Origin of the sequence: Sulfitobacter pacificus, assembly GCF_030159975.1 — a bacterium.
Taxonomy (GTDB): domain Bacteria; phylum Pseudomonadota; class Alphaproteobacteria; order Rhodobacterales; family Rhodobacteraceae; genus Sulfitobacter; species Sulfitobacter pacificus.
The window spans coordinates 1-20,980 of the sequence record NZ_BSNL01000025.1 but is presented as its reverse complement, the minus strand read 5'-3'; the positions used below and the strand labels follow the sequence as shown (position 1 = coordinate 20,980).

The window sequence follows — 20,980 nt, the reverse complement described above, 5'->3', positions numbered from 1 at the left end:
ATTTGCCTGCCCGTTACAGCAGTGCTTCAGACAAAACTACGTAACGTGCGCAAAGCGCCATCCAGCGCTTTGCCGTCCGGGTCTTGCAGCGCCGCTTCGCGCAGGCGGTTCATCCAGGCTGCCGCATCTTCTCTGCCCTGCAACAACTGCGCCGCCCCCATGACACTGCCGAATTTACTCAAGCCTCGTGCATGGGTGTCGGAGTAACCTTTGACTAACCGCCGGTTTTTCAGCAGCTCTACCGCCAGCGCATAATCCCGCGCCACCATGTCAATGCAATCATTCAGCCAACCATCCAGATGCGCCACCTCAACCTGATGCCGCCGGGTCTTCAACCGATAGCCCTTCAGCCCACCCAGAACATGCAACATCAAAAACGCGCGCAGCGTATGGGTGCGCAACCGCCGCCCTTTGCCAAACAACCGGCCCAACAGCGCCATACGTTTTGGGTTCGCTTCCCATTTCGCGCCCATACGCGCCGGCATCAGGCTGGCCACTTCCTCTGCGCGGGGATGAAAGAACTCCGTCAGCTCAACCAGATTGGCCTCCTTGGCACCCATTTCCTGCCGAATGCGGCTCAGACGCGGGGCGCGCGATTTCAGGTCAGCCACCCGAATGATGTCGTCATAGGCCATGGCATTGGCGATATATTTCGCCGCTGTGGCGCTCAGCGTCCAATCTTGCTCTGCACTGTCACGGGCAATTACCGTGGCCAGCCGGTCAAGATAGCTGGCCCCATAGGTGCAATCCTGAAAATCGACAACTTTGGTCAATCCGGCCAGGGCCATGTCCTGTACCGGCGCGGGCAAGGCATCAACCCGTGCTGTCAAACCTTGCCAGACCACTAATTCCTCTGTCGGCCCCTGAAGGACAGGGGCGCTGGCTTTGGCTTCAATCTCTGTCTCTGAAACACCATTTAGAGCCACATCGAATCCGGCGGCAAACGCCCGCAAAGAGGCATCTACGCCCTTGCCACTGGCCCGGATCGCCTCTTCAAACGCCTCTCGCGGAAACGGCAGGGCACCGGACCCCGCAAGCGCACCAAACAGGCTGGAGGAAATGACCGACCCTTGCGCCACCGCCAGATGGTCCATATCGGCAAGGATGAGCTGTTGCGCCGCAACCTCTGCCGCTGCGATCACCTCATCCGCATCAGCGATGCCATCCCCCGGTGCCATCTTTTCCGACACGGCCAAGGCCCGATGGGTTGACCCGATCAGTACCGTGCGGTCCGGCGTCACAAATCCGCGCATGATCGAACGGCCCACTTCCATCATTTCAGAGGCGATCAGGATATCAACATCCCCCGCCGACGGGGCCAGCGCGTAAACCGGTTCCTGATCCGCCGCCGCCATCATCTCGACGTAATAGACCGTGGCGCCGGTGCGTTGCGACACCCCCGCCACACTGGTCGCCTGACAGGTATACCCTTGGGCACGTGCCACCGCTTCGATCCAGCTGGTCAGCACCCCACCGCCCTGCCCGCCCACGGCCATGATCACCAGTTTTATGATCTGGCCCGTGCGCGCATCGGGGGCCTTTTGTGGCAAGACCATATTCATTGCATCACCCCTTCCAACCGCAGGCGTTTGCCATCACGGCGGGTTTGCAGCCAACCGATGATCTTGCTGCGCAAGCCAGCGCGCCATGTCTCAAACCCGCTGGGATTATGGACCACATCCGCACGGTAAAACGACGGGCACAAAACCGCCGCATCCGCAACTTCGCCGCAGTTGCCGCAGCCGACACAGGTCTGATCAATATGCGCAATCGGATCATCGCGCAGCGGATCATCCAGACGCTTTAACGATAAGGACGGACAGCCCGACAGCCGGATACAGGCGTGATCCCCGGTGCAGACATCACTGTCCACACCAAAGCGTGGCACATCCACGCGCCGCCCTTCCTTGATCGCCTTATTGCGAATGGGTTTCTCGCGCCGTTGCTTGTTCAGCATACATTCGGAAGAGGCGACAATCACCTTCGGCCCTTTGAAATCCGTCGTCAGCGCCTCGCGCACCGTATCGCGCACATGGCCCACATCATAAGTGTGATCAATCTGGCGAATCCATTCGACGCCAACACCTTTCAACGCTTCCTTGATCGGATTGCCGGTGGATTTGGTGTCATTCTGCGCACGGCTCGACAGAACATCCTGTCCGCCCGTTGCAGCGGAATAATAATTATCGACGATCACCACCACATTGTCGGACTTGTTGAACACCATGTTCCCGATCGAGGAGCTCAGCCCGTTGTGCCAGAACCCACCATCACCCAGCATCGAAATGGCGCGACGTTCACCGCCCCCGTCAAAGGCCGCATTCGCCGCCGGGCCAAGCCCGTATCCCATGGTTGCGCCGCCAATTTCAAACGGCGGCAATGAGCCGAACAAATGGCACCCGATGTCACCGGTGATCTGATGTTTGCCCAACTCCTGTTCGACCAGTTTCATCCCGGCGAAAATCGGCCGTTCGGGACAGCCGGTGCAAAACCCCGGTGGGCGGATTGGCACAGTTTTGCTCAGGTCCGGGATCGCCGGTGCCTCCACATTCGGGGCGCGAACCTGACCGGGCAACATATCGGGTGCCGCAGATTTCAAAAACGCCGTCACCCCATCCAGCATCACCTGACCGGTATATTCCCCCGCCATTGGCAAAACATCCTTGCCGTAAAGCTTCAGCCGCCGACCCGCTTTATAAAGGTATGACCCCAACTGTTGTTCGATGTGATCTGGCTGCCCTTCCTCGACAATCATCACGTGATCCTTGCCTTCGCAAAAAGCATCAAACTCGTCTCTAACAATGGGGTAAGTGACATTCAGACAGTAAATCGGCACCTCGGTATTGCCAAACACATCCGCCAACCCAAGCCGCTGCAAGGCGCGGATCAAACCATTATACATACCGCCCTGCACGACGATGCCGAGCTTGGCCTTTTCTGGCCCGAACACCTCGTTCAACTTGTTTTCAACGATGAATTTCTCGGCGGCGGGCCAGCGGTTTTTGATCTTATCTTGCTCATGCACGTAGGACATCGGCGGCAGCACCACCCGGTTGAAATCGGACTGCGGGTTGGCGATGGCATCTTTGACCGTCAGCGGCGGCGGCACATTATCGCGGGTCGCGAAACTGCCCGTCACATGGCAGGATCTGATCCGCACCATCAACATCACCGGCGTATTGCTGGCCTCGCTCAACTCAAATCCGTCTTTCACCGCCTTGGTGATCGAAGGCAGATTCGGGCGCGGGTCCAGCATCCAGAACTGCGATTTCATTGCAAATCCGTGGCTGCGTTCCTGCATGATCGAGGACCCTTCACCATAGTCCTCACCGACAATCACCAAAGCACCGCCGTTCACCCCACTGGAACACAGGTTTGCCAAGGCATCAGAGGCCACGTTTACCCCAACCGGCCCCTTGAACGTCACCGCGCCGCGGATCGGATAATGCACAGATGCCGCCAGCATCGCCGCCGCCGCGGCTTCCGAGGCATTGGCCTCGAACCGCACACCCAACTCACCCATCAGCTCTTCAGCATCGGCCAGAACATCCATCAAATGCGAAATCGGCGCGCCCTGATAGCCGCCAACATAGCCCACACCGTTTTCCAACAATGCCTTGGTGATCGCCAGAATCCCCTCGCCGGTAAAGACGTCGCCGTCGCCTTTGCGCAGGTGTTCCACCTCGGCCTTGAATGAACGTTCAGCCATTTTCGCTCCTTAGAAATCGTGCTGGCGGATGTTGCGCAGCATGGTTTGCAACGTGCTGACAAAGGCGCGTTTTTCTGCGTCATCAATGCCTTTGAACATCGCGTCATAAGACGCAGACATATGCGGCCAAAGCCGCCCATTAACTTCGCGTCCAGCATCGGTAATAAACACCCGCGTTGCGCGGCTGTCGTGCTGATCGGTCTCGCGCCGGATCAATCCGTTCAGGTCCAGCGTGTCTAATGCACGGCTTAGGGTCGATTGCTGCACAACCGCATACACCGCCAGTTCACGGATCAGAATACCGTCGATCACCGACAAAACCGCAAGCGAACGCATCTGCGGTGTGGTCAAACCCTGCTCTGCCATTTCGCTGGACATCGATGCGTTATACCGCCCCATGATCCGGTTCATCAGATAGGGCGCAAAATTCTCAAGTCCGATTTCGGCAAGGTCTGGTGTGGCCGTGCCTGTGCTAAGGGGTTTGTTCATCCACCCAGTCCTTTTGCAACGTTAAGCCCCGAACCGCCGCCCAACCCCGGCCCCGGGTGCGTCGAAGCTCCTATATGATAGAGGTTCTTGACCGGCGTACCGTTATTGACCTGACCGGCAACCGGGCGCCAGACAAAAAACTGATCCAAAGTACAGACACCGCCATAGGGATCACCTCCCACCAGATTCACATTCATCTGTTCCAGATCGCGCGGCGAATAGGCCCGCCGGGCAAGTTTGATCTTGTCCCAGTTCTTGATGTGTTTGGACAGGACACCCTCAATCCGGTCGGCAAATGCCTCGCGCATCGCTTCACTCCACGCCGGCACTGTCTCGATCTCGCATGCGGCATCGCCTTTAATCACAGTCGGCGCATCAGGGATCTGTAGCCAAAGGATCGCCTTACCCTCGGGGCAGCGGCTGGGGTCAAGCCGGTCCGGCTGTCCCACACATATCGTTGGCACCACAGGCAACATCCCGCGCTCTGCCTCATTGCTGGATTTCGACACTGCATCGATGCCATCGGTCAGATGAATCAGGGCCACATCTTCCAGCCCTGCAGCCTCCCATTCAACCGGCCCGTCCAACGCGTAATGCAATTGGAAATTCCCCCGCCCGTGGCGGTATTTCTTGGCGGTTTCCGGCGACGACCCGCCAGCGAGCAACCCCTCATAAAGCTGCCCCGGCGCAGTACTGGCAATCACGTTCCTTGCCAGAATCCTCTCCGCCTGTGCAGTCTCTATTCCGACGGCTTTTCCGTTTTCCACGATGATCTTGGTTGCTTCGACACCTGTGCGCAGAATGCCACCGTTGGCCTCAACCAACGACCGGAATGCCGCAGCCGCCTGCCCTGCCCCGCCTTTGACCACAGGTGCGCCTGCCGCCTCCAAAGCAAAGGCAATGACCCGCGACATTTGTCCACCATAGGTCGCCTCTGGTGTCAGCCCGACATGCAGCACCCATGCCGCCCAAAGCGCCTGAACATCCGCTGAGCCATAGCGCGTTTCAAGCCAGCCGCGCGAGGGTTCCATCGCCTCGCCAAACCATGCTTTCAACGGGCCAAGCCCCTTTTTCCACGCCTGTTTCGCCAAAAGGGTCATCGTCTGGCGTGACCACAGGGGCTGCCCCAGCAGCGCAAACAGAAATTCCGCATCCGCCTCAATCGCGCCGACATCGCGACCGTGCTGATCACCGTCCCCTGCCCCGCGCGTATTAAAGGCTGCGATATTTGCCGCACGGTCCATACCCAGAACAAGGGCTGACCCGCCGGGGCGCAAAACGGCAGTGGGATGCGGGCTATGACAAAACGCCAACCCATGTTTACCCAGATCCTCGGCCAGCGCCGCATAGGCCGGGCTGGTCAGGAACAAAACAAAGGTTGCGGCCATCACATCGTGATGAAACCCCGGACACGTCACCGCATCCGAGGTGTACATACAACCGCCAATGCGGTCCTCGCGTTCAACCACCAGGACGCTATCGCCTTTGCGCGACAGCAACGCGGCGGCCACCAGGGCATTGATGCCCGACCCGATTATCACATGATCAAACGCGGCCACCGGCTTAGGCCTTGGGAACCAAAGCCAGCGCCCGGATGGGTGAACCGGTGCCATCCTTGATCTTCAAAGGGGCGGCAATCAACACCGCACCTTTGGCCGGCAGTTTCGACAGGTTGGTCAAAGAGGCCAGCCCAAAGCAATTGTCGCGGTGCAACAGGTTATGCGCCGGATAAGGCGGTTCCATCCCACCGGCCTGCCCCGCATCGGTGCCGATACATTGCGTGCCCCAACCAACGATCTTTTTGCTCAGCAGATATTCAATGCAATCCGGTGTTGGACCGGGGGAATGCGGGCCATTCTCATCCGCATTCAGGAATTTCCCTTCATCCTCCACACGCGAATCCCAGTCGGTGCGCATCACCACCCATTCGCCTTCACCAATCTCGCCGTGTTCTTTTTCCCATGCTTTCACGCCATCAGCGGTCAACAGGAAATCCTCGTTCTTGGCGCTTTCTTCGGAACAATCGATCACGTTCACCGGGGCCACCAACCGCTGAACATCCAGCTTGTCAGTATACCCGTCCGCGTGATCCTTGCCGGTGATCCAATGATGCGGCGCATCAAAATGCGTGCCGGAATGTTCGCCCAGCACCATCCAGTTCCATGCAAAAAACGGGCCGTCATTGTCATATTCACTGATCTTGTGAATCTCGACCTTTGGTGTGGCCTTGGCGAAATCCGCAGGCAGTTGAATGATCGGCGTTTCCGGTCCCAAAACGCCTGTCAGGTCAACAACCTCAACCCCACCAGAGAGCAGCATCGCCCCCAGATTTCCCACTACATCTGATCCATTCATTTCATTCTCCCCCTGAAATGTGCGAGTTCGCCTCGCAGTTGCATCCTGAATCAAAGCTAGACAAAATTACATGCGTTTGCAATTATCTTGTCACGGGGGATGCAAGAAAGATGTCGATCAAGCCAGACGCAGTCATCATCGGAGCGGGTCATAATTCACTGGCCTGTGCGTGCCATTTATCCGCACGCGGCTGGAAAGTTGCCGTTTACGAACAGGCTGATCAGCCCGGCGGCGCGGTAAAAACCGGGGCATATACATTGCCGGGATTTCGCCATGACTGGGCAGCGATGAACCTGTCCTTGTTTGCCGGATCCGCCTTTCATACTGAAAACGCTGAAGAACTCGCCAAACATGGGTTGGGCTTTGCGCCAACGGGCAATCCCTTTGCTTCGGTCTTTCCGGATGGACGTTGGTTGGGCATCTCCAATGATGCGGATCTGACAACCGCGCGAGTGCGCGGGTTTTCAAACGCTGATGCCGACGCCTGGACCGAATTGACCCGTCAATTCCCCGACACAGCCGAATCGGTTTTCGCGGTGCTTGGGTCACCAATGAACCTGCGGGCCATTTCAACGCTGGGTTGGAAGACATGGCGCAAACAAGGGTCCGGCGGCACCCTTGATCTTGCCCGATTCTTGATGATGTCGCCCCGCGCATGGCTGGATCAGACCTTCGAATCCGACCACGTGAAAGCAACCCTTGCCGCATGGGGCATGCACCTTGATTTCGCGCCCGACATCGCCGGCGGCGCGGTGTTCCCCTATCTCGAAGCGATGGCTGGTCAGGCCTTTGGCATGGTGTTGGGACAGGGCGGAGCGGACACGATGACCAATGCCATGGTCCGTATGATCGAAGCGCGCGGCGGGTCGGTGCATTGCAATGCCAAGGTGACAGGTATCAAACACGCCGCCGGTCGTGCCTTTGGCATCATTCTGAAAGACGGCAAATTGATCGAAGCGGAAAAAGCGGTGATCGCCAATGTCTCGCCTGCTGCGCTGCTCAAGCTGACCGGCGGCACTGACGACCCACGTCATGACAGCGCGATGGCGCAATATCAGCACGCGCCGGGCACCATGATGATCCATCTTGCCATGGACGCCCTGCCCGACTGGACCGCGCCGGAACTCAAACGGTTTGCCTATGTGCATATTGCCCCGTCGGTTGACCAAATGGCGCGCACCTATGCGCAGGCCAAGGCGGGTCTGCTGCCTGATGAACCGGTGATTGTCTGTGGTCAGCCCTCAGTGGTTGACCCCTCACGCGCCCCGGCGGGCAAACATGTACTGTGGTTGCAGGTGCGTATGGCACCGGGCCAGATCAAAGGTGACGCTGGCGGCACCATTGCTGACAAAAACTGGCAGGACGCCGCAGAACCTTTTGCCGATCGCGCGCTTGATATTCTGGAACGCTACGCGCCGGGAACACGCAACAAGATCCTTGGCCAACATATCGTCACACCCGACATGCTGGAGGCCGACAACCCCAACCTCGTGGGCGGGGATCAGGTCTGCGGCAGCCATCATTTACACCAACATTTTATGAACCGTCCCGCACGTGGATATGCCGACGGGACCACACCTTTAAGAAATCTTTACCACACCGGGGCCGCCGTCTGGCCCGGTGCGGGCACAGGCGCAGGATCGGGGACGCTGCTCGCCAAGAAATTAGCCGGAAGTTGAACAAAATCAGAAACGGATAAGGGAGAATCCAGATGAAACTGTCCAGAAGAAGCCTTTTGAGAACCACTGCCGCCGCTGCGGCATTTGCCACCGTTGGCCTGCCGACCTTTGCCCAGGCAATCGACGAATTGATCATCGCCTATAACGTCAACCTGCCCAGCTGGGACCCAACCGTGGGCCTGTCTGCGGTGAACCCGACCATTCAAGGGTTCTATCAATCGGTGTTTGATCTGTTTATTCCACAAAACCCCGATCTGACATTTGGCTCTGGCATCATCACCGACTATGGCTGGGGTGAGGGGAATAAATCCATCTGGATGGATGTGCGCGAAGGCGTCACATGGCACAATGGCGATCCTTTGACGGCAGAAGATGTTGCATGGTCACTAGCCCGTGTCGCCAACCCGGACACCGGCAGCCCGATCCAGTTCATCTGGGGCAAGATTACCAATATCAAGGCAGACGGAAACCGCGTGACTGCGGATATGCCGGAATTTGAACCAACCTTCTTTAAATGGATGTCCTTCCTGACCGGCTATGTGATGCCGAAGAAATACTATGAGGAAGTGGGCGCTGAAGGGTTTGAGGCGGCGCCAATCGGCACAGGCCCCTATATGGTCGAGAAATTCGAACGCAACGCTTTTGTGCGCCTCAAGGCCAATGAAAACTACTGGGGTGGCGCGCCGGAATTCAAAACCGTCACCATCAAATTTGTGACCGATGCGGCGTCACGTGTGGCCGAGGTGGAATCCGGCAACTCCCATGTCACGCTGGAAATCCCTTACGAGGAATTTGACCGCCTGAAAGCAAAGGACGGGCTCGAGGGACTGGCCGAACCGATCTCTGACATCGGGATGATTTTCCTGAACGATATCGAGGTGATGACAGACCCTAATGTGCGCAAAGCGGCTGCACATGCGATTGACAAGCAATTGATCGTTGCCCGTCTGTTGTCCGGCTACGGCGTGCCAATCGACACCCTGCAAACACCGGATTACGTGGCCTTTGATGACAGTATCACGGTTGCCTACGACCCGGAGCTGTCCAAGAAGCTGCTGGCCGAAAGTGGCTATAGCACTGACAATCCGGTGAAGTTCAAAATCCAGACCACTAAAGGGTTCAAACCCAAGGATTACGAAATGGTGCAGGCCATTGTCGGGCTGTGGCGCAAGGTTGGTATCGAGGCCGAGATTGAGGTCTATGAAATCGCCAAACACTTTGAGCTGCGCGCCGCGGATCAACTGGCCCCTGCGGCCTTTTACAACTGGGGCAACTCGGTGGGTGATCCGACAACCTCAACCGGCTTTGCCATGTTTGGACCCTCACCGCATTCGGTCTGGGACGGCGAGGCGACATTTAACAAGATCCTGCCGCTGTGGGGTGAGGCCGATGAGGACAAGCGCATTGCGGGCTGGAAAGAGGTGGACCGCAGCATTGCCGAAAACGCCGAGGTCATTCCGCTGCTGCAATATGTACAGCCCATCGTGCATGCGGCCGGGGTCACTGTGATGCCGCATCGCTCGGGTGCATTGCTGCCGTATCTGATGACCCGTTCATAAACTGATCTTCCTGTGACTGGCGGGGCTGCACAACTCCAGCCCCGCCCTTTTTTGACGGGGCTCCATGACAGTTCTCAGAAATATACTAATCCGGCTGCTGACCACAGCTGTGACCCTATTTGGCGTTGCAGTGATTGTTTTTGTGGTGATCCGCGTTGTCCCGGGCAACCCCATCGCCATGATGCTGCCCCCCGGTGCGACCGATGCAGACATTGCGCGATTACAGGCACAATACGGGTTCGACAAATCCATTTTCCAGCAATTCGTGATCTGGCTTTCCGGTGTGATGCAGGGGGATTTCGGCACCTCGATTTCTACCCGCCAGCCGGTGGCCGGTCTGGTCCTCAGCCGCCTGCCCGCCACTTTGGAGCTGTCCATTGTGGCCCTGACCATTGCCGTGCTGATCGGCGGGGCGATGGCACTGATGGGCACGCGATTTCGCGATACCAAAGGCGAAGCAGCGGTGGATGTCAGCGCCGGCATGGCGCTTTCCATCCCCGATTTCCTTTGGGGCTTGGTGTTAATCTTACTTTTTGGGGTGCTTTGGCCGGTATTTCACATCTCGGGCCGGATCTCACCGGCGCTAAATATCGACTTTTCCACGAACTTTTACCTGTTCGAGGCGCTGGCACGTTTACGTTTTGACGTATTGGCCGATCTTGTTGGCCATATGTTCATGCCGGCGCTTGCCCTGGCCATCCCGCTGGCCGCGATCATCGCGCAGCTTTTAAAACAGTCTCTTAAGGAAACCATGCACCTTGATTATGTGACGCTCTCGCGCACCAAGGGCTATGGCGAGAATCATGTGATCACGCGCGAGGCATTGCCAAATGCGATCCTACCGACGCTGACGCTTGTGGGGGTGCAATTTACCTTTCTGATTGGCGGCACCGTGATCATCGAACGTCTGTTCAGCTATGAGGGTCTTGGCAATATGGCCATCGACGCGGTGATCAACCGCGACCTGCCGCTGATACAGGGCATTGTGATCCTCTTTGCCCTGCTTTTTACCATCGTGAATCTGGTTGTTGATATGCTTTACGTCTTGCTAAATCCAAAGCTGCGCCATGCGTGATGCGCGCGGCGACGTTACCCGCCCCATCGGGCTGCGCCTGTGGCTCTCCGGGGGCTGGCTTGCGCTTTTGCTGCTGGCGGCCCTCTCTGCGCCGCTCATCGCCCCCAAGGACCCGCTGGTGCAGGACCTTTTCCTTGGACGCATGCCCCCATTCTGGATGGCGGGTGCAGAACCGGGATATCTGCTCGGCACTGACTCGTTGGGCCGCGATGTCCTTAGCCGCATACTCTATGGGGCGCGTTTGGCACTGATCGTAGCATTTGTCGCAGGCAGCCTGACCTGCCTTGTCGGCGCAACGCTGGGGTTGATTGCCGGATATTACCGCGGCTGGCCTGACCGGATCATCAGCCGCTTTGTCGACATCTGGATGGCCTTCCCTCCGGTGCTATTCGCCATCCTTCTGATTGCGGTTCTTGGGCCCGGCCTGATCTCGATCATCATCGCCATTGTTGTGATCGACTGGACCCGTTTCGCCCGCGTGATCCGCGCCGAGGCAATGTCACAGGGCGCGATGGATTATGTCGCCTCCGCACAGGTTGCCGGACGGACACGTTTTGGCACAATGCTGACAGAAATCCTGCCCAATGTACTGCCTACCATCGTGGCCCTGCTGACGCTGGAAATGGGGATTGCTGTCATCGTCGAGGCGATCCTGAGCTTCGTAAACCTGTCCATCTCGACCGACAGTCCGACATGGGGTGGCATGATCGCCGAGGGGCGCACCTCGGTGCATCAAGCCTGGTGGGTACTGGTGTTTCCCCTGATCACGCTGTTCCTGACAGTCCTCAGTTTCAGCCAACTTGGCGAAGGGTTGAAAGACCGCTTTGATCCGGTGCTGCGATGAATAGTTTTCTGCAAATCAAGAACCTGAATGTGCGCTTGAAAGCCGGCATACCGATCCTGCGTTCTGTTTCGCTCAACGTCACAGCGGGGCAGGTACATGGACTGGTGGGGGAGTCAGGGGCAGGCAAGTCAATGATTGGTAAGGCGGTGCTGGGCACCCTGCCCCGCGCCTTGCAGGTCACATCGGGTGAAATCTGGCTGGATGGTGTGAACCTGAACACCCTGCCTGCGGCGCAGCGGCGCAAGGTTATCGGAGCAAAAGCCGCGTTGATCCCACAGGATCCGCTAACCGCGCTGAATCCTTCCAAACGCATCGGTCCGCAAATCACACGGCGGCTGGTAGACATCCTTGGCTGGCAAAAATCCGCGGCAGAAGCCCGCGCGATTGAGCTGTTGGGGGAGGTGCATATCCCGGACCCAAAACGCGTGATGCAAAGCTATCCGCACGAGCTATCCGGTGGGATGCGGCAGCGTATTCTGATTGCCTCTGCCTTTGCCGCTGAACCCAAGCTGATCATCGCGGATGAACCAACAACGGCGCTGGATGTGACGGTGCAAAAACAGATCCTGCGTCTGATCGCCGAAATGCAGCAACGCCATAACACCGCCCTGTTGTTTGTCACCCATGACCTTGGCGTGGTGTCCAAAACCTGTGACACGCTGTCGGTCCTTTATGCAGGCAAGGTCATCGAAGATGCCCGGATGCGGCGGTTTTTCACGCGGCCTATTCACCCCTACTCTGCCGCCCTGCTGGCCGCGACACCCACCTATACGGACCCCACCGGCAGCCTGACGCCAGTGTCTCAGGCGGTGATTGACGCCACCGAACAGGAAGTGCGCGAACATGACATGAGGGCCGGTCTATGATGTATGAAATCCGCGATCTGCGGCTGTCCTTTCCCGACATGACCAAGAAGCCTCTGCTGGGTCCAGCGCCACGCATTGAGGTGTTAAAGGGGCTCAGCTTCGATCTGCCCAAGGGCGCGGTACTGGGCATTGTTGGCGGCTCTGGCTCCGGGAAATCCACGCTGGGGCGCGCCATGCTGCGCCTGCTGGAGCCCTCGGACGGGTCCATCCTGTTTGACGGGACCGACATCACCCAAACCTCCGAAGACACGCTACGCGAAATGCGGCAACGGTTTCAGATGATCTTTCAGGATCCAATGTCATCGCTGAATCCGCGCCGCAGAGTCGGCGGCATCATCGCGGGGCCGCTCAAACTTCACGGGATGGACAATCTGACCGCCCGCGTGAACGAGGCCTTGGATATGGTCGGCCTGCCCCGCAGCTTTGCCGAACGTTACCCGCATGAGCTTTCCGGTGGGCAGCGTCAGCGCGTTGGTATCGCCCGCGCCATTGCCCTGCGCCCGGATTTTATTCTGGCCGATGAAATCGTTTCGGGGCTGGATGTTTCTTCGCAGGCACAGGTGCTGAATCTGTTGGAAGAACTGGTGCGCGAATTGGGACTAACGCTGGCATTTGTCAGCCATGATCTCTCGGTTATTCGCCGCTTGTGTACGCGCGTTCTGGTGCTGCACCACGGTGTGATCGTTGAGGAAGGCACAACCGCAGCGCTGTTTGACAACCCCAAAGCGGCCTATACGCAAGAGCTGCTGGCGGCGATCCCCCTGCCCGACCCGGATCAGCCCTGGGCATAAATTGCCCATGGGCAATTTCCGAAAAACCATTCTATTACATGCACTTAACCAAAACACAAAACGGCGCTGCCTGATTGAACAAGGCAGCGCCGTTTTTGCATGTCGAATTCTTAGGCCGTTGTTTTCAAATGGTTATTCCAAAATTGCCCATGGGCAATTCACGATTTGCGCGCCTTTAGATAGTTCTCAAAAGCGGCCCGCAAACACGCGTCAGAAAGATCAGCATCAAATGCCATATGCACCTGACGCCCCTGTTTCTTCACCATGATGCCACGCTCACCGGCGCTGCGGGAATACATCTTGCCGCTGCTCACTTTGGCGGCTTTCGCCTTTGGCTTGGCCACAGCAACCAAACGCTTGAATACATCCTGCGCGTCGATATAAGCCCCTTTTCCCAATGCCGCCCGCGCTTGGGTCTGGGCAAGGAATGCAGCTTCTTCCATGATCGCGGCGGCCTGTTCCGGGTTGCTGAGCAGCGGCTTCAATGCACGGGCATGACGCTCGCGGATGTCACGCTTGCTGGCGAAGGCATTCAGGATCTCCTCCGGCATTTTCGCCAAGACGAGGTAACGCGACAGCCACGGCGGGCTGACCTCCAAACGCTCTGCCATCGCTTTTTGCGCGCCGCCGTAATAGAGGCGGATCGCCTCTGCATAATCCACCGCACGCTCGTAATCAGAGATGTCTTCACGGTCGCGGTTCTCGATATCGGCAAGACGAAATGCCTCTTCATCAGTCAGGTCGCGCACCTCAACCAGATAGCGATACTGCGGATAGTTATTGGCCCGCAGCCAGCTGACCGCATAGTGCCGCCGCGCGCCACAGATCACCTCAAAGTCGTGGTCCGACCCGTCCAGCCGCCGCACAATGGCTGGAAACTCCTGCTGGCCCTGCGCCTTGATCCCGTCGATCAGATCGCGGCAATTCTCCTCGGTCAGCAGCGCATAGTCGCGGTTGTGACGTTCCCACATGCGACACCGGGCAGGGTCCACCAGATGCAGGGTCTTTTCCTGTCGCTCACCCGTCATCCGCTCGCCAATCGAGGTAGAACGCTTCAGGAAACGGGCACCCGCGCGTTCGGAATTGGGGGCAGGGGAGTCCAGCCCGCTTAGCACGTCGTCAAAAATTGCATCGTGTTTCTTGCTCATAACAATCCCTCCTTGCGCAAGGCGCTGTGGTGGCTGGGCCAGGTTTTGCGGATCAATAATTCAATCTCGGAATTCACCGCATCCAGATAGGCCCGGCAGCGTTTATGGGTCTCTGTCCGCGTGCCTGCCCCGGTCAGCTCATAAACCGTTGAGAGGTTGGCAGCGGCATTGTCGATCTCGGCAGAATCCTTCAGCACAGCGCTTAACATATCCATCGGAAACACCGCCTCCATCATCCGCTTGATCGCGACATGGGCGGATTTCCCGTCGTTCATCTTGGTTGCCAAAATTTTAACAAATGAATAATCCCGCGCCCCGCCCGCACGGGCCAGTTCATCCAGCGTTGCGCCCATCATCTTGAGGAAATGCGCGGTGGAGCCAAAATCGATGTTATTGGGCGGGGCAGGGATCACCAGCGCATTGGCGGCCCTGAGAACAGAGAGCGACAGCATGCCAAGGGCAGGCGGCGGATCCATCAAAATAACGTCAAAATTCCCTTTGATAGACTCTATCCCGTCGCGCAACCGATCCAGAACAAAGCTGCTGTCGCGCGCCATACGGGCGGCAAATTCATACTCTGCATCATAGAGCCCTAGGTTGGCAGGGATCAGCGCAATGCCCGGCCAATAGGTGGCGCGCAGGGCGTAATTCAGGGTGGAGGGTCCACCATGGCGAAAGAACGGGTAGAGCGTGTCGTCATCTTCATCGACGTCCACATCTGGGTTCAGACCAAACATAGAGGTGGTACTGGCCTGGCTGTCGCAATCGATCACACAGACACGATAGCCCTTCAGCGCCAGAAATTGCGCAAGGTGGCAGACCATGGTGGACTTCCCGACGCCGCCTTTGAAATTCTGGATTGCCAAAACCATTGCCGGGTCATCGGCACTGCGATGGGGAAGGGTGCCGAACACCTCGCGCATGGTGTTGACCTGCGCCAGCGAATACCCCGTGCGCCTATTGGTTTCTGCGTCCTTCTCAGGCTCGGGCAAGCGGCCATCGGCCTCTGCATCGCGGATCAGTTTGTCACTGCGACCAACCATTTCGGCGGCTTTGCGCACGTTGAACCGCAGTTCCAGCGATTTGGCAGTGCCGGGGGCGTAGACGCGTTCCCGCAGCCTTTCGATGACGATACTGGCACGGTCGCTGAGATTGCTAAGTTCGGTTAATGTGACGGGGGGAAGAACGGGCTGCTGCATTCTGGGCCTCTGATATGTGTTTTCCCGAATCATGGACTGTTCAGCAGGGCGGCTCAAGTGTGAAATTTTAGCTGGGAACGCTAAAAAGTCGGAAATTGGGGAAGGATTGCAGAAGATGCGAATTTTTCTGCGATAGCCGATGAAATAATAGCGCAGATTCGTTGGTAGCACCCGTTTTGTAAGGTTTCGGTTGAAATGGGAAAATCCTCGCTTCTACCGGACTCAGAATACCTAAAAACCCAAATCGAAAACACCCATTTGGTTCTGGATTCTTAGTGTTCTGTGTTCATCCGTATAAATCCCTATGTTTCATTGGCGAATTAGAGCCTAATGCTTACCTTTCGGGGTGTTTTGGCTTACCTATCGGGGCCGCTTGTCTTACGGATAGGGAGGGTTGGTATTACAGATTGGATGGGGTCCAAGACTTACTTTTAGGGTGGCTGCCAAGCAGTGGGTTTGACGTGGTAATATTCCTTAGCGGAACAAGGGTTTACGAATCACTCGCGCAGAATCGCCTGATCTAACGCTTACAAATTGGGTGATAGACCGAAGCCTGCACCTGTGATAGCTTACACCCAGAAAACAACAAAAGTAAGTTTTGCACGTAAGGCAGGATATGAGCAAAGCCTATCGCACAGTTGAGGCACGACCCAATGCGCAGACATTGGTTAAACCCGGAGAGCTGGTGGATCTGGTTGAGGTCACACCGCTGACGCTGGCCGACCGGCGTATTTATAACCAGCTGCTGGAGAACGCATGGGACGCGATTGAAAAGCCCGTGACCCATGTGATCGCCAAGTCTGATCTGCGCGGATCGCATAATTCCAACGATAGGGTCGGGGCCTCGATTGAACGTTTGATGGCCTCTATTGTCAAAATCCAGATCATGAGAGACGGGGAGCCGGCGATTGAGCGGGTGCAGTTGTTGGGCGGCAACGTTGAAACCGCACGGCGCGACGGGTTGCTGGAGTATGAAATCCCGCAACGGCTGCGCCGGATCATCAAGGACAGCACGGTGTTTGCGCGGCTACAACGCGAGGTGATGTTTGCATTGTCGTCGAAATACGCGCTCACGCTGTACGAGATGGTGCAGAAACGCGGCAATCTGCGCTGGCGGTCATCGGAAAAATTTTCGCTGGAGGATATGCGCGGTGTCTTGGGGGTGCCCAAGGGCAAGCTGACCTCTTGGTCGAACCTGAAACTGCGGGCGATTGATCCTGCGGTAGAGGAGGTTTCGGTGCTCTCGGATTTTGTGGTTGAGGTAGAACCGATCAAAACCGGGCGGCGGGTGACTCATATCGAGTTGCGCTGGTGGCGCAAGGATGCGGGTGGCGAGGCGGAAGTTGAACGCGAATTGCAGTTTTCCAAAGTGGGCCGCAAGGAGCGGGTCGGAGCCAAGGCCGAAAGCATGCGCCCGCGGCCAAGCTGGCTGGATGCGAAAGGGGCGGCCTTGCGGTCGGAAACCTATGAAACGGTCAAGCTGCGGTATCCCGGATACGACATTTATTTCGTTGAAGGGCAGTGGCGTGCGTGGGCGGCCGGTAAACCTGCTGCCCGCGACCCTGACAAGGCCTATCTGGCATTCTTCAAAACCTATGCGCAAAACAACCCTATTTAGAGACTGATTTCATGACGGATGACGCTGGCTATTTCCTTTACCATTCCATCGGTATGTACCCTGACAAAGCCACAGATATGGCGGTGGCGCTCGACGGATTTTCGCAGATCTGGGGCGGCGTGAATGACAGCCAATGGCCTGATGTTCTGGCGCAGCGGGCGGTATTTCTGGATCTTTGGCGCGACCTGATTGATGCACCAGAGGGCACATTGACCAGTGCCGAGAATGTGACAACGGGGCTGTTTTCCGTATTGGGTGGCCTGCCGGCGGGCCACCTGCGGGGCAAGAAGGTGTTGATCGCGGCGGATTGCTTTCCCTCCTTGCATTTTCTGTTGAACGGGATGGCAGAGCGGCTGGGATATACGCTTGAAACCGTGCCGCTGCGGCAAGGGGAATACTGGGTCCGGGATGAGGATATGCTGGCCGCCTGGGATGAAAGCGTCGGGCTGGCGCTGCTGACTTTTGTGACCTCAACCTCTTCGCACCGCTGTGATCTGGATGCCATGATCGCACATGGTCACAAGATGGGATCGTTGGTGGGTGTTGATCTGACGCAGGGTATTGGGATCATTCCCTTTTCGCTGGCCCAGACACCGGCGGATTTTGTTGTATCGACCTCATTGAAATGGCTGTGCGGTACACCGGGTGCCGGGATCATCCAGATGCGCGCGGATTTGCTGGCCGAGGTAAAGCCGGAACTGCGCGGGTGGTTTTCGCAGGACAACCCGTTTTCCTGGGATCTGGAGGCATTTGAATATGCGCCGGATGCGCGAAGGTTTGAACATGGCACGCCATCGGTTCTGGCCTGTGTCGGTTCGGTTCCGGCATTGAAATGGCATGCACGACAAGAGGGGTTACTCGCACATAACCGCAAGCTGACCGCAGCGATACTGGAGGCGGCGCAACAGCTGGATATGCAGGTGGCGACACCGGTTGACCCTGCGCACAGGGGCGGATCGGTGATGTTGGAACTGCTTGCCGATGTGGATCCTGTGGGTTTGGTGAACGGGCTGCGTGAACGGCAATTGCATGTGGATGCGCGGGGGCGGATTTTGCGGCTGTCACCGGGGAATGTGACAAATCTGGATCATGTGGAACGATTGTTTGCCGCAATAAAAACCCTAAGTTAGGGACAGTTAATTGCGCTAGACGCTGTTAAAGAAACGTTGCATGCGCATCATCGCCTCTTCCAGAACGGGCAGCTCGGCGCAGCCGAAACAGACCCGTAAATGGCCCTCGCCCGCAGCCCCGTAGAAACTGCCTGCCTCGACCACTACACCGGTTTCATACAGCAACCGGTCGGCGCATTCCTGTGATGTCATTCCGGTGGCGGTGATGTCGGGAAAGGCATAGATTGTACCCTCAACCGGGGCGCAATGCACACCGGGCATCTGGTTCAACCGCGCGACCACAAGGTCGCGGCGCGCGCGGTCGCGGTCGATCATGCCGGACAGGATCGCGGGGTCGCCTGTCAGCGCTGCCAAGGCACCATGTTGCACAAATGTATTCACATGGGTGACCTCACTGCTGGTCATCTTGAGGCAGGGCCCGATCAGACGGGCATCCGCAGCGATATACCCCAGCCGCCACCCGTCCATCGCATGTGATTTGGTAAAGGCACCCATAGTGATGGTGCGTTCCTTCATGCCCGGCAGAGACGCAATCGAAGTGTGGGGCGCACCGTCATAGGTAATGTCCTGATAAACCTCGTCTGAGAACACCAGCAAATCATGATCCTGCGCGATTTCGGCAAGGATTTGCAGTTCCCGACCGCTGTAGACACGTCCGGTTGGATTGCAGGGGTTGATCAGGGCAATAGCGCGGGTTTCGGCGGTGATATGTGGCTCTATCAAGGTGCGATTGATGCTGAACCGGTCGCTGGCATCCAGCGGGGCAATGCGCACTTTGGCCCCGGCAAGTTCGGCCTTGCCCACATGTTGCGGGTAAAAGGGGGCAAGCAGCAGGCATTCATCGCCAGCATCCAGAAAGGCCATGAAAGCGGCAAAGGAAGCCTGGGTCAGCCCGTTGGTGATGATCACCTCTTCCGCTGTCAGGTCCAGCGCGTTTTTGCGGCGCAGTTGATCTGCGATGGCGCTGCGCAATTCGGGAAGGCCCTGCAGATCAGAGTAATGCACGTGACCAGCCTGAAGAGCGGCGATTGTGGCGTCTTTGATGTGCTGCGGCGTGTCCTCGGCGGGCATGCCCAGTTCAAGGTGGATCAGATCCGCCTCCATGCCCAAAGCCTTGGCAAACATTCCGAAATTTTTGGGTGAGGTGTCGGTGATGCGGCGGGCAGGGCGAATAGGCATGCGTGTTCCTTGGCAAGTTGCAAGTGCATGGCTACACCTATCCAAGGGAAATGTGAAAGGGCAGGGCAAGGTTGCGGTTGTGACAACACCCTGTTGCGAGTGCTAAACGGGGTTCTGGTGTCTAAAGCCCTGCGACCTTTGTCAAATTTACCCGAAACCGGTCACGACGGCGTTGGTAACGACGAGTCATCTCGGCAGACGCATGTCCAAGGTGTTTTTGAACATAGCGCTCATCCACTTCGGCAGAACTGGCGAGCCCTGCGCGCAAGCTATGACCAGAGAACAGGGCAAGGCGCTCTTTCTCGGGCAGGTCTGATCGAATGCCTGCGTCCAGCACAGTCTGCTTGATCAGCCGCGCGACGTGTTTGTCGTTCAGCCGCGTAGCCAATGCGCGTTTTCCATCACGTGAGGTCCGCACAAAGGTCGGCCCAAAGCCGATCTTGGCAAAATTCAGCCATTGTTTCAGCGCATGCACCGGGCAGGTTTGCTCGGACGATCCGCGGCCGATTTCAACCTCACGCCAGCCCGTTTTGGCGTTCAGCGTAAGCAGGGCACCCCCTCCATTCGTGCCGTCCACGATCTCGATCCAACCACCGCTGTCGGGCGTGTCATCCTTTCCAACATCAAGGCTGACAATTTCGCTGCGCCGAAGCCCCCCGGCATAGCCGGTGAGCAGGATTGCCCGGTCCCGAAGGCCACGCAGATCGAAGGACAAGGTGGCGACCATCGCAAGGATGTCCTCGGGCAGGATCGCTTCTTTCTGTTGGGGAGGGCGCCCATGCTTGCGTTTGATCCCGGTCAGCACGGTCGCGATATGGCGGTTTTTCCGATCAAGGGTGAATCCCCGCTGCGCGTAGTTCCAGACCAGTCCTGATAATCGTCGATCGATGGTTGCAACCGATAGGGGGCGGGACGCCGACGGGGAGGCACCCGCCGGTGCAGCCAGATCGGCAAGATAGAGCCCGATCATTTCGGGGGAAGGGGGGAGCGGCTCAGCGCCTTTCATCCGGCACCAACGCGCGAAGTGCTTCCAGTCAGCCACATAGGCCTTGTTGGTATTCTCTGCCGTCGAAGCTTTCGCGTAGTCGCGTGCTGTATCAACAAGGCGATCGAGCGTGCGGGAACTTGCGACGTGGGAGGGAAGCCTTAGCGCCTCATCCGGGAATGGCGCACTTTCGCCTTTATCTACGGGTCTGTTCGCCATCTTTGATCTGGAGGCCTTACTGTTTTCTGATGTCGTTCTTGTTCCATGAGTGGACACTAACGTATTGATATTATTGTGTTCATGTTCTTGTTTCATTCCCGGATTATAGTTTCATTATCGGACATAAGACACTTA

At 57.4% G+C, this 20,980-nt stretch carries 17 protein-coding genes; 8 read left to right on the top strand and 9 right to left on the bottom strand.

Annotation, left to right across the window (positions count from 1 at the left end):
• Positions 1–26 precede the first annotated feature (26 nt).
• Genes QQL78_RS21315 through QQL78_RS21295 form a run of 5 tightly spaced genes read right to left on the bottom strand, consistent with a single transcriptional unit; the run spans position 27 to position 6,553 of the window.
• The gene (locus QQL78_RS21315) at positions 27–1,562 is read right to left on the bottom strand and encodes an indolepyruvate oxidoreductase subunit beta family protein (protein ID WP_284376890.1); all 1,536 of its coding nucleotides are present in this window, start codon (positions 1,560–1,562) and stop codon (positions 27–29) included.
• Positions 1,559–3,709, bottom strand: coding sequence for an indolepyruvate ferredoxin oxidoreductase subunit alpha (locus QQL78_RS21310; RefSeq protein ID WP_284376888.1), 2,151 nt, complete (start codon positions 3,707–3,709; stop codon positions 1,559–1,561). Before QQL78_RS21310 ends, QQL78_RS21315 begins: the two co-directional genes overlap by 4 nt.
• 9 nt (positions 3,710–3,718) lie before the next feature.
• On the bottom strand, positions 3,719–4,198 hold the full coding sequence (locus QQL78_RS21305; RefSeq protein ID WP_284376886.1) for a MarR family winged helix-turn-helix transcriptional regulator: 480 nt from the start codon (positions 4,196–4,198) through the stop codon (positions 3,719–3,721).
• Complete coding sequence (locus QQL78_RS21300; protein WP_284376884.1) at positions 4,195–5,757, bottom strand: phytoene desaturase family protein; 1,563 nt, start codon at positions 5,755–5,757, stop codon at positions 4,195–4,197. Before QQL78_RS21300 ends, QQL78_RS21305 begins: the two co-directional genes overlap by 4 nt.
• Before the next feature lie 4 nt (positions 5,758–5,761).
• Positions 5,762–6,553: a cyclase family protein gene (locus tag QQL78_RS21295; protein WP_284376883.1), complete on the bottom strand. Its 792-nt coding sequence runs from the start codon at positions 6,551–6,553 to the stop codon at positions 5,762–5,764.
• Positions 6,554–6,663: 110 nt separating this feature from the next.
• Between QQL78_RS21295 and QQL78_RS21290 the strand changes: the two genes are divergently transcribed.
• The 6 genes from QQL78_RS21290 (at position 6,664) to QQL78_RS21265 (ending at position 13,367) form a co-directional block, all read left to right on the top strand.
• Positions 6,664–8,232 carry a phytoene desaturase family protein gene (locus QQL78_RS21290; RefSeq protein ID WP_284376880.1) on the top strand — a complete coding sequence of 523 codons (1,569 nt, stop codon included), beginning with the start codon at positions 6,664–6,666 and terminating at the stop codon, positions 8,230–8,232.
• A gap of 32 nt (positions 8,233–8,264) precedes the next feature.
• The gene (locus QQL78_RS21285; RefSeq protein ID WP_284376878.1) at positions 8,265–9,791 is read left to right on the top strand and encodes an ABC transporter substrate-binding protein; all 1,527 of its coding nucleotides are present in this window, start codon (positions 8,265–8,267) and stop codon (positions 9,789–9,791) included.
• 64 nt (positions 9,792–9,855) lie between these two features.
• Positions 9,856–10,866 (top strand): ABC transporter permease, encoded by a 1,011-nt coding sequence (locus QQL78_RS21280; RefSeq protein WP_284376877.1) that lies wholly within the window; start codon positions 9,856–9,858, stop codon positions 10,864–10,866.
• Positions 10,859–11,710 (top strand): ABC transporter permease, encoded by an 852-nt coding sequence (locus QQL78_RS21275; RefSeq protein ID WP_284376875.1) that lies wholly within the window; start codon positions 10,859–10,861, stop codon positions 11,708–11,710. The genes QQL78_RS21280 and QQL78_RS21275 overlap by 8 nt, the downstream gene beginning before the upstream one ends.
• Complete coding sequence (locus QQL78_RS21270) at positions 11,707–12,576, top strand: ABC transporter ATP-binding protein (RefSeq protein WP_284376872.1); 870 nt, start codon at positions 11,707–11,709, stop codon at positions 12,574–12,576. Before QQL78_RS21275 ends, QQL78_RS21270 begins: the two co-directional genes overlap by 4 nt.
• Entirely contained in the window at positions 12,573–13,367 is a 795-nt protein-coding gene (locus QQL78_RS21265) for an ATP-binding cassette domain-containing protein (protein ID WP_284376870.1), read from the top strand. Before QQL78_RS21270 ends, QQL78_RS21265 begins: the two co-directional genes overlap by 4 nt.
• 158 nt (positions 13,368–13,525) lie before the next feature.
• Here QQL78_RS21265 and QQL78_RS21260 read toward each other — a convergent pair whose 3' ends face one another.
• Both QQL78_RS21260 and QQL78_RS21255 read right to left on the bottom strand, forming a co-directional pair.
• Complete coding sequence (locus QQL78_RS21260) at positions 13,526–14,515, bottom strand: ParB/RepB/Spo0J family partition protein (protein WP_284376869.1); 990 nt, start codon at positions 14,513–14,515, stop codon at positions 13,526–13,528.
• Positions 14,512–15,714, bottom strand: coding sequence for an AAA family ATPase (locus QQL78_RS21255; RefSeq protein ID WP_284376867.1), 1,203 nt, complete (start codon positions 15,712–15,714; stop codon positions 14,512–14,514). Before QQL78_RS21255 ends, QQL78_RS21260 begins: the two co-directional genes overlap by 4 nt.
• Before the next feature lie 616 nt (positions 15,715–16,330).
• Here QQL78_RS21255 and QQL78_RS21250 point away from each other — a divergent pair.
• Together QQL78_RS21250 and QQL78_RS21245 are read left to right on the top strand one after the other, a co-directional pair.
• Positions 16,331–17,332, top strand: coding sequence for a replication initiation protein (locus tag QQL78_RS21250; RefSeq protein WP_284376865.1), 1,002 nt, complete (start codon positions 16,331–16,333; stop codon positions 17,330–17,332).
• A gap of 11 nt (positions 17,333–17,343) precedes the next feature.
• Entirely contained in the window at positions 17,344–18,462 is a 1,119-nt protein-coding gene (locus tag QQL78_RS21245; protein WP_284376863.1) for an aminotransferase class V-fold PLP-dependent enzyme, read from the top strand.
• A gap of 15 nt (positions 18,463–18,477) precedes the next feature.
• On the opposite strand, the gene QQL78_RS21240 is transcribed toward QQL78_RS21245, so the two are convergent.
• Both QQL78_RS21240 and QQL78_RS21235 read right to left on the bottom strand, forming a co-directional pair.
• A complete protein-coding gene (locus QQL78_RS21240) occupies positions 18,478–19,641 on the bottom strand; it encodes a pyridoxal phosphate-dependent aminotransferase (protein ID WP_284376861.1) in 1,164 nt (387 codons plus the stop codon).
• 121 nt (positions 19,642–19,762) lie between these two features.
• On the bottom strand, positions 19,763–20,845 hold the full coding sequence (locus tag QQL78_RS21235; protein WP_284377008.1) for a tyrosine-type recombinase/integrase: 1,083 nt from the start codon (positions 20,843–20,845) through the stop codon (positions 19,763–19,765).
• Positions 20,846–20,980 lie beyond the last annotated feature (135 nt).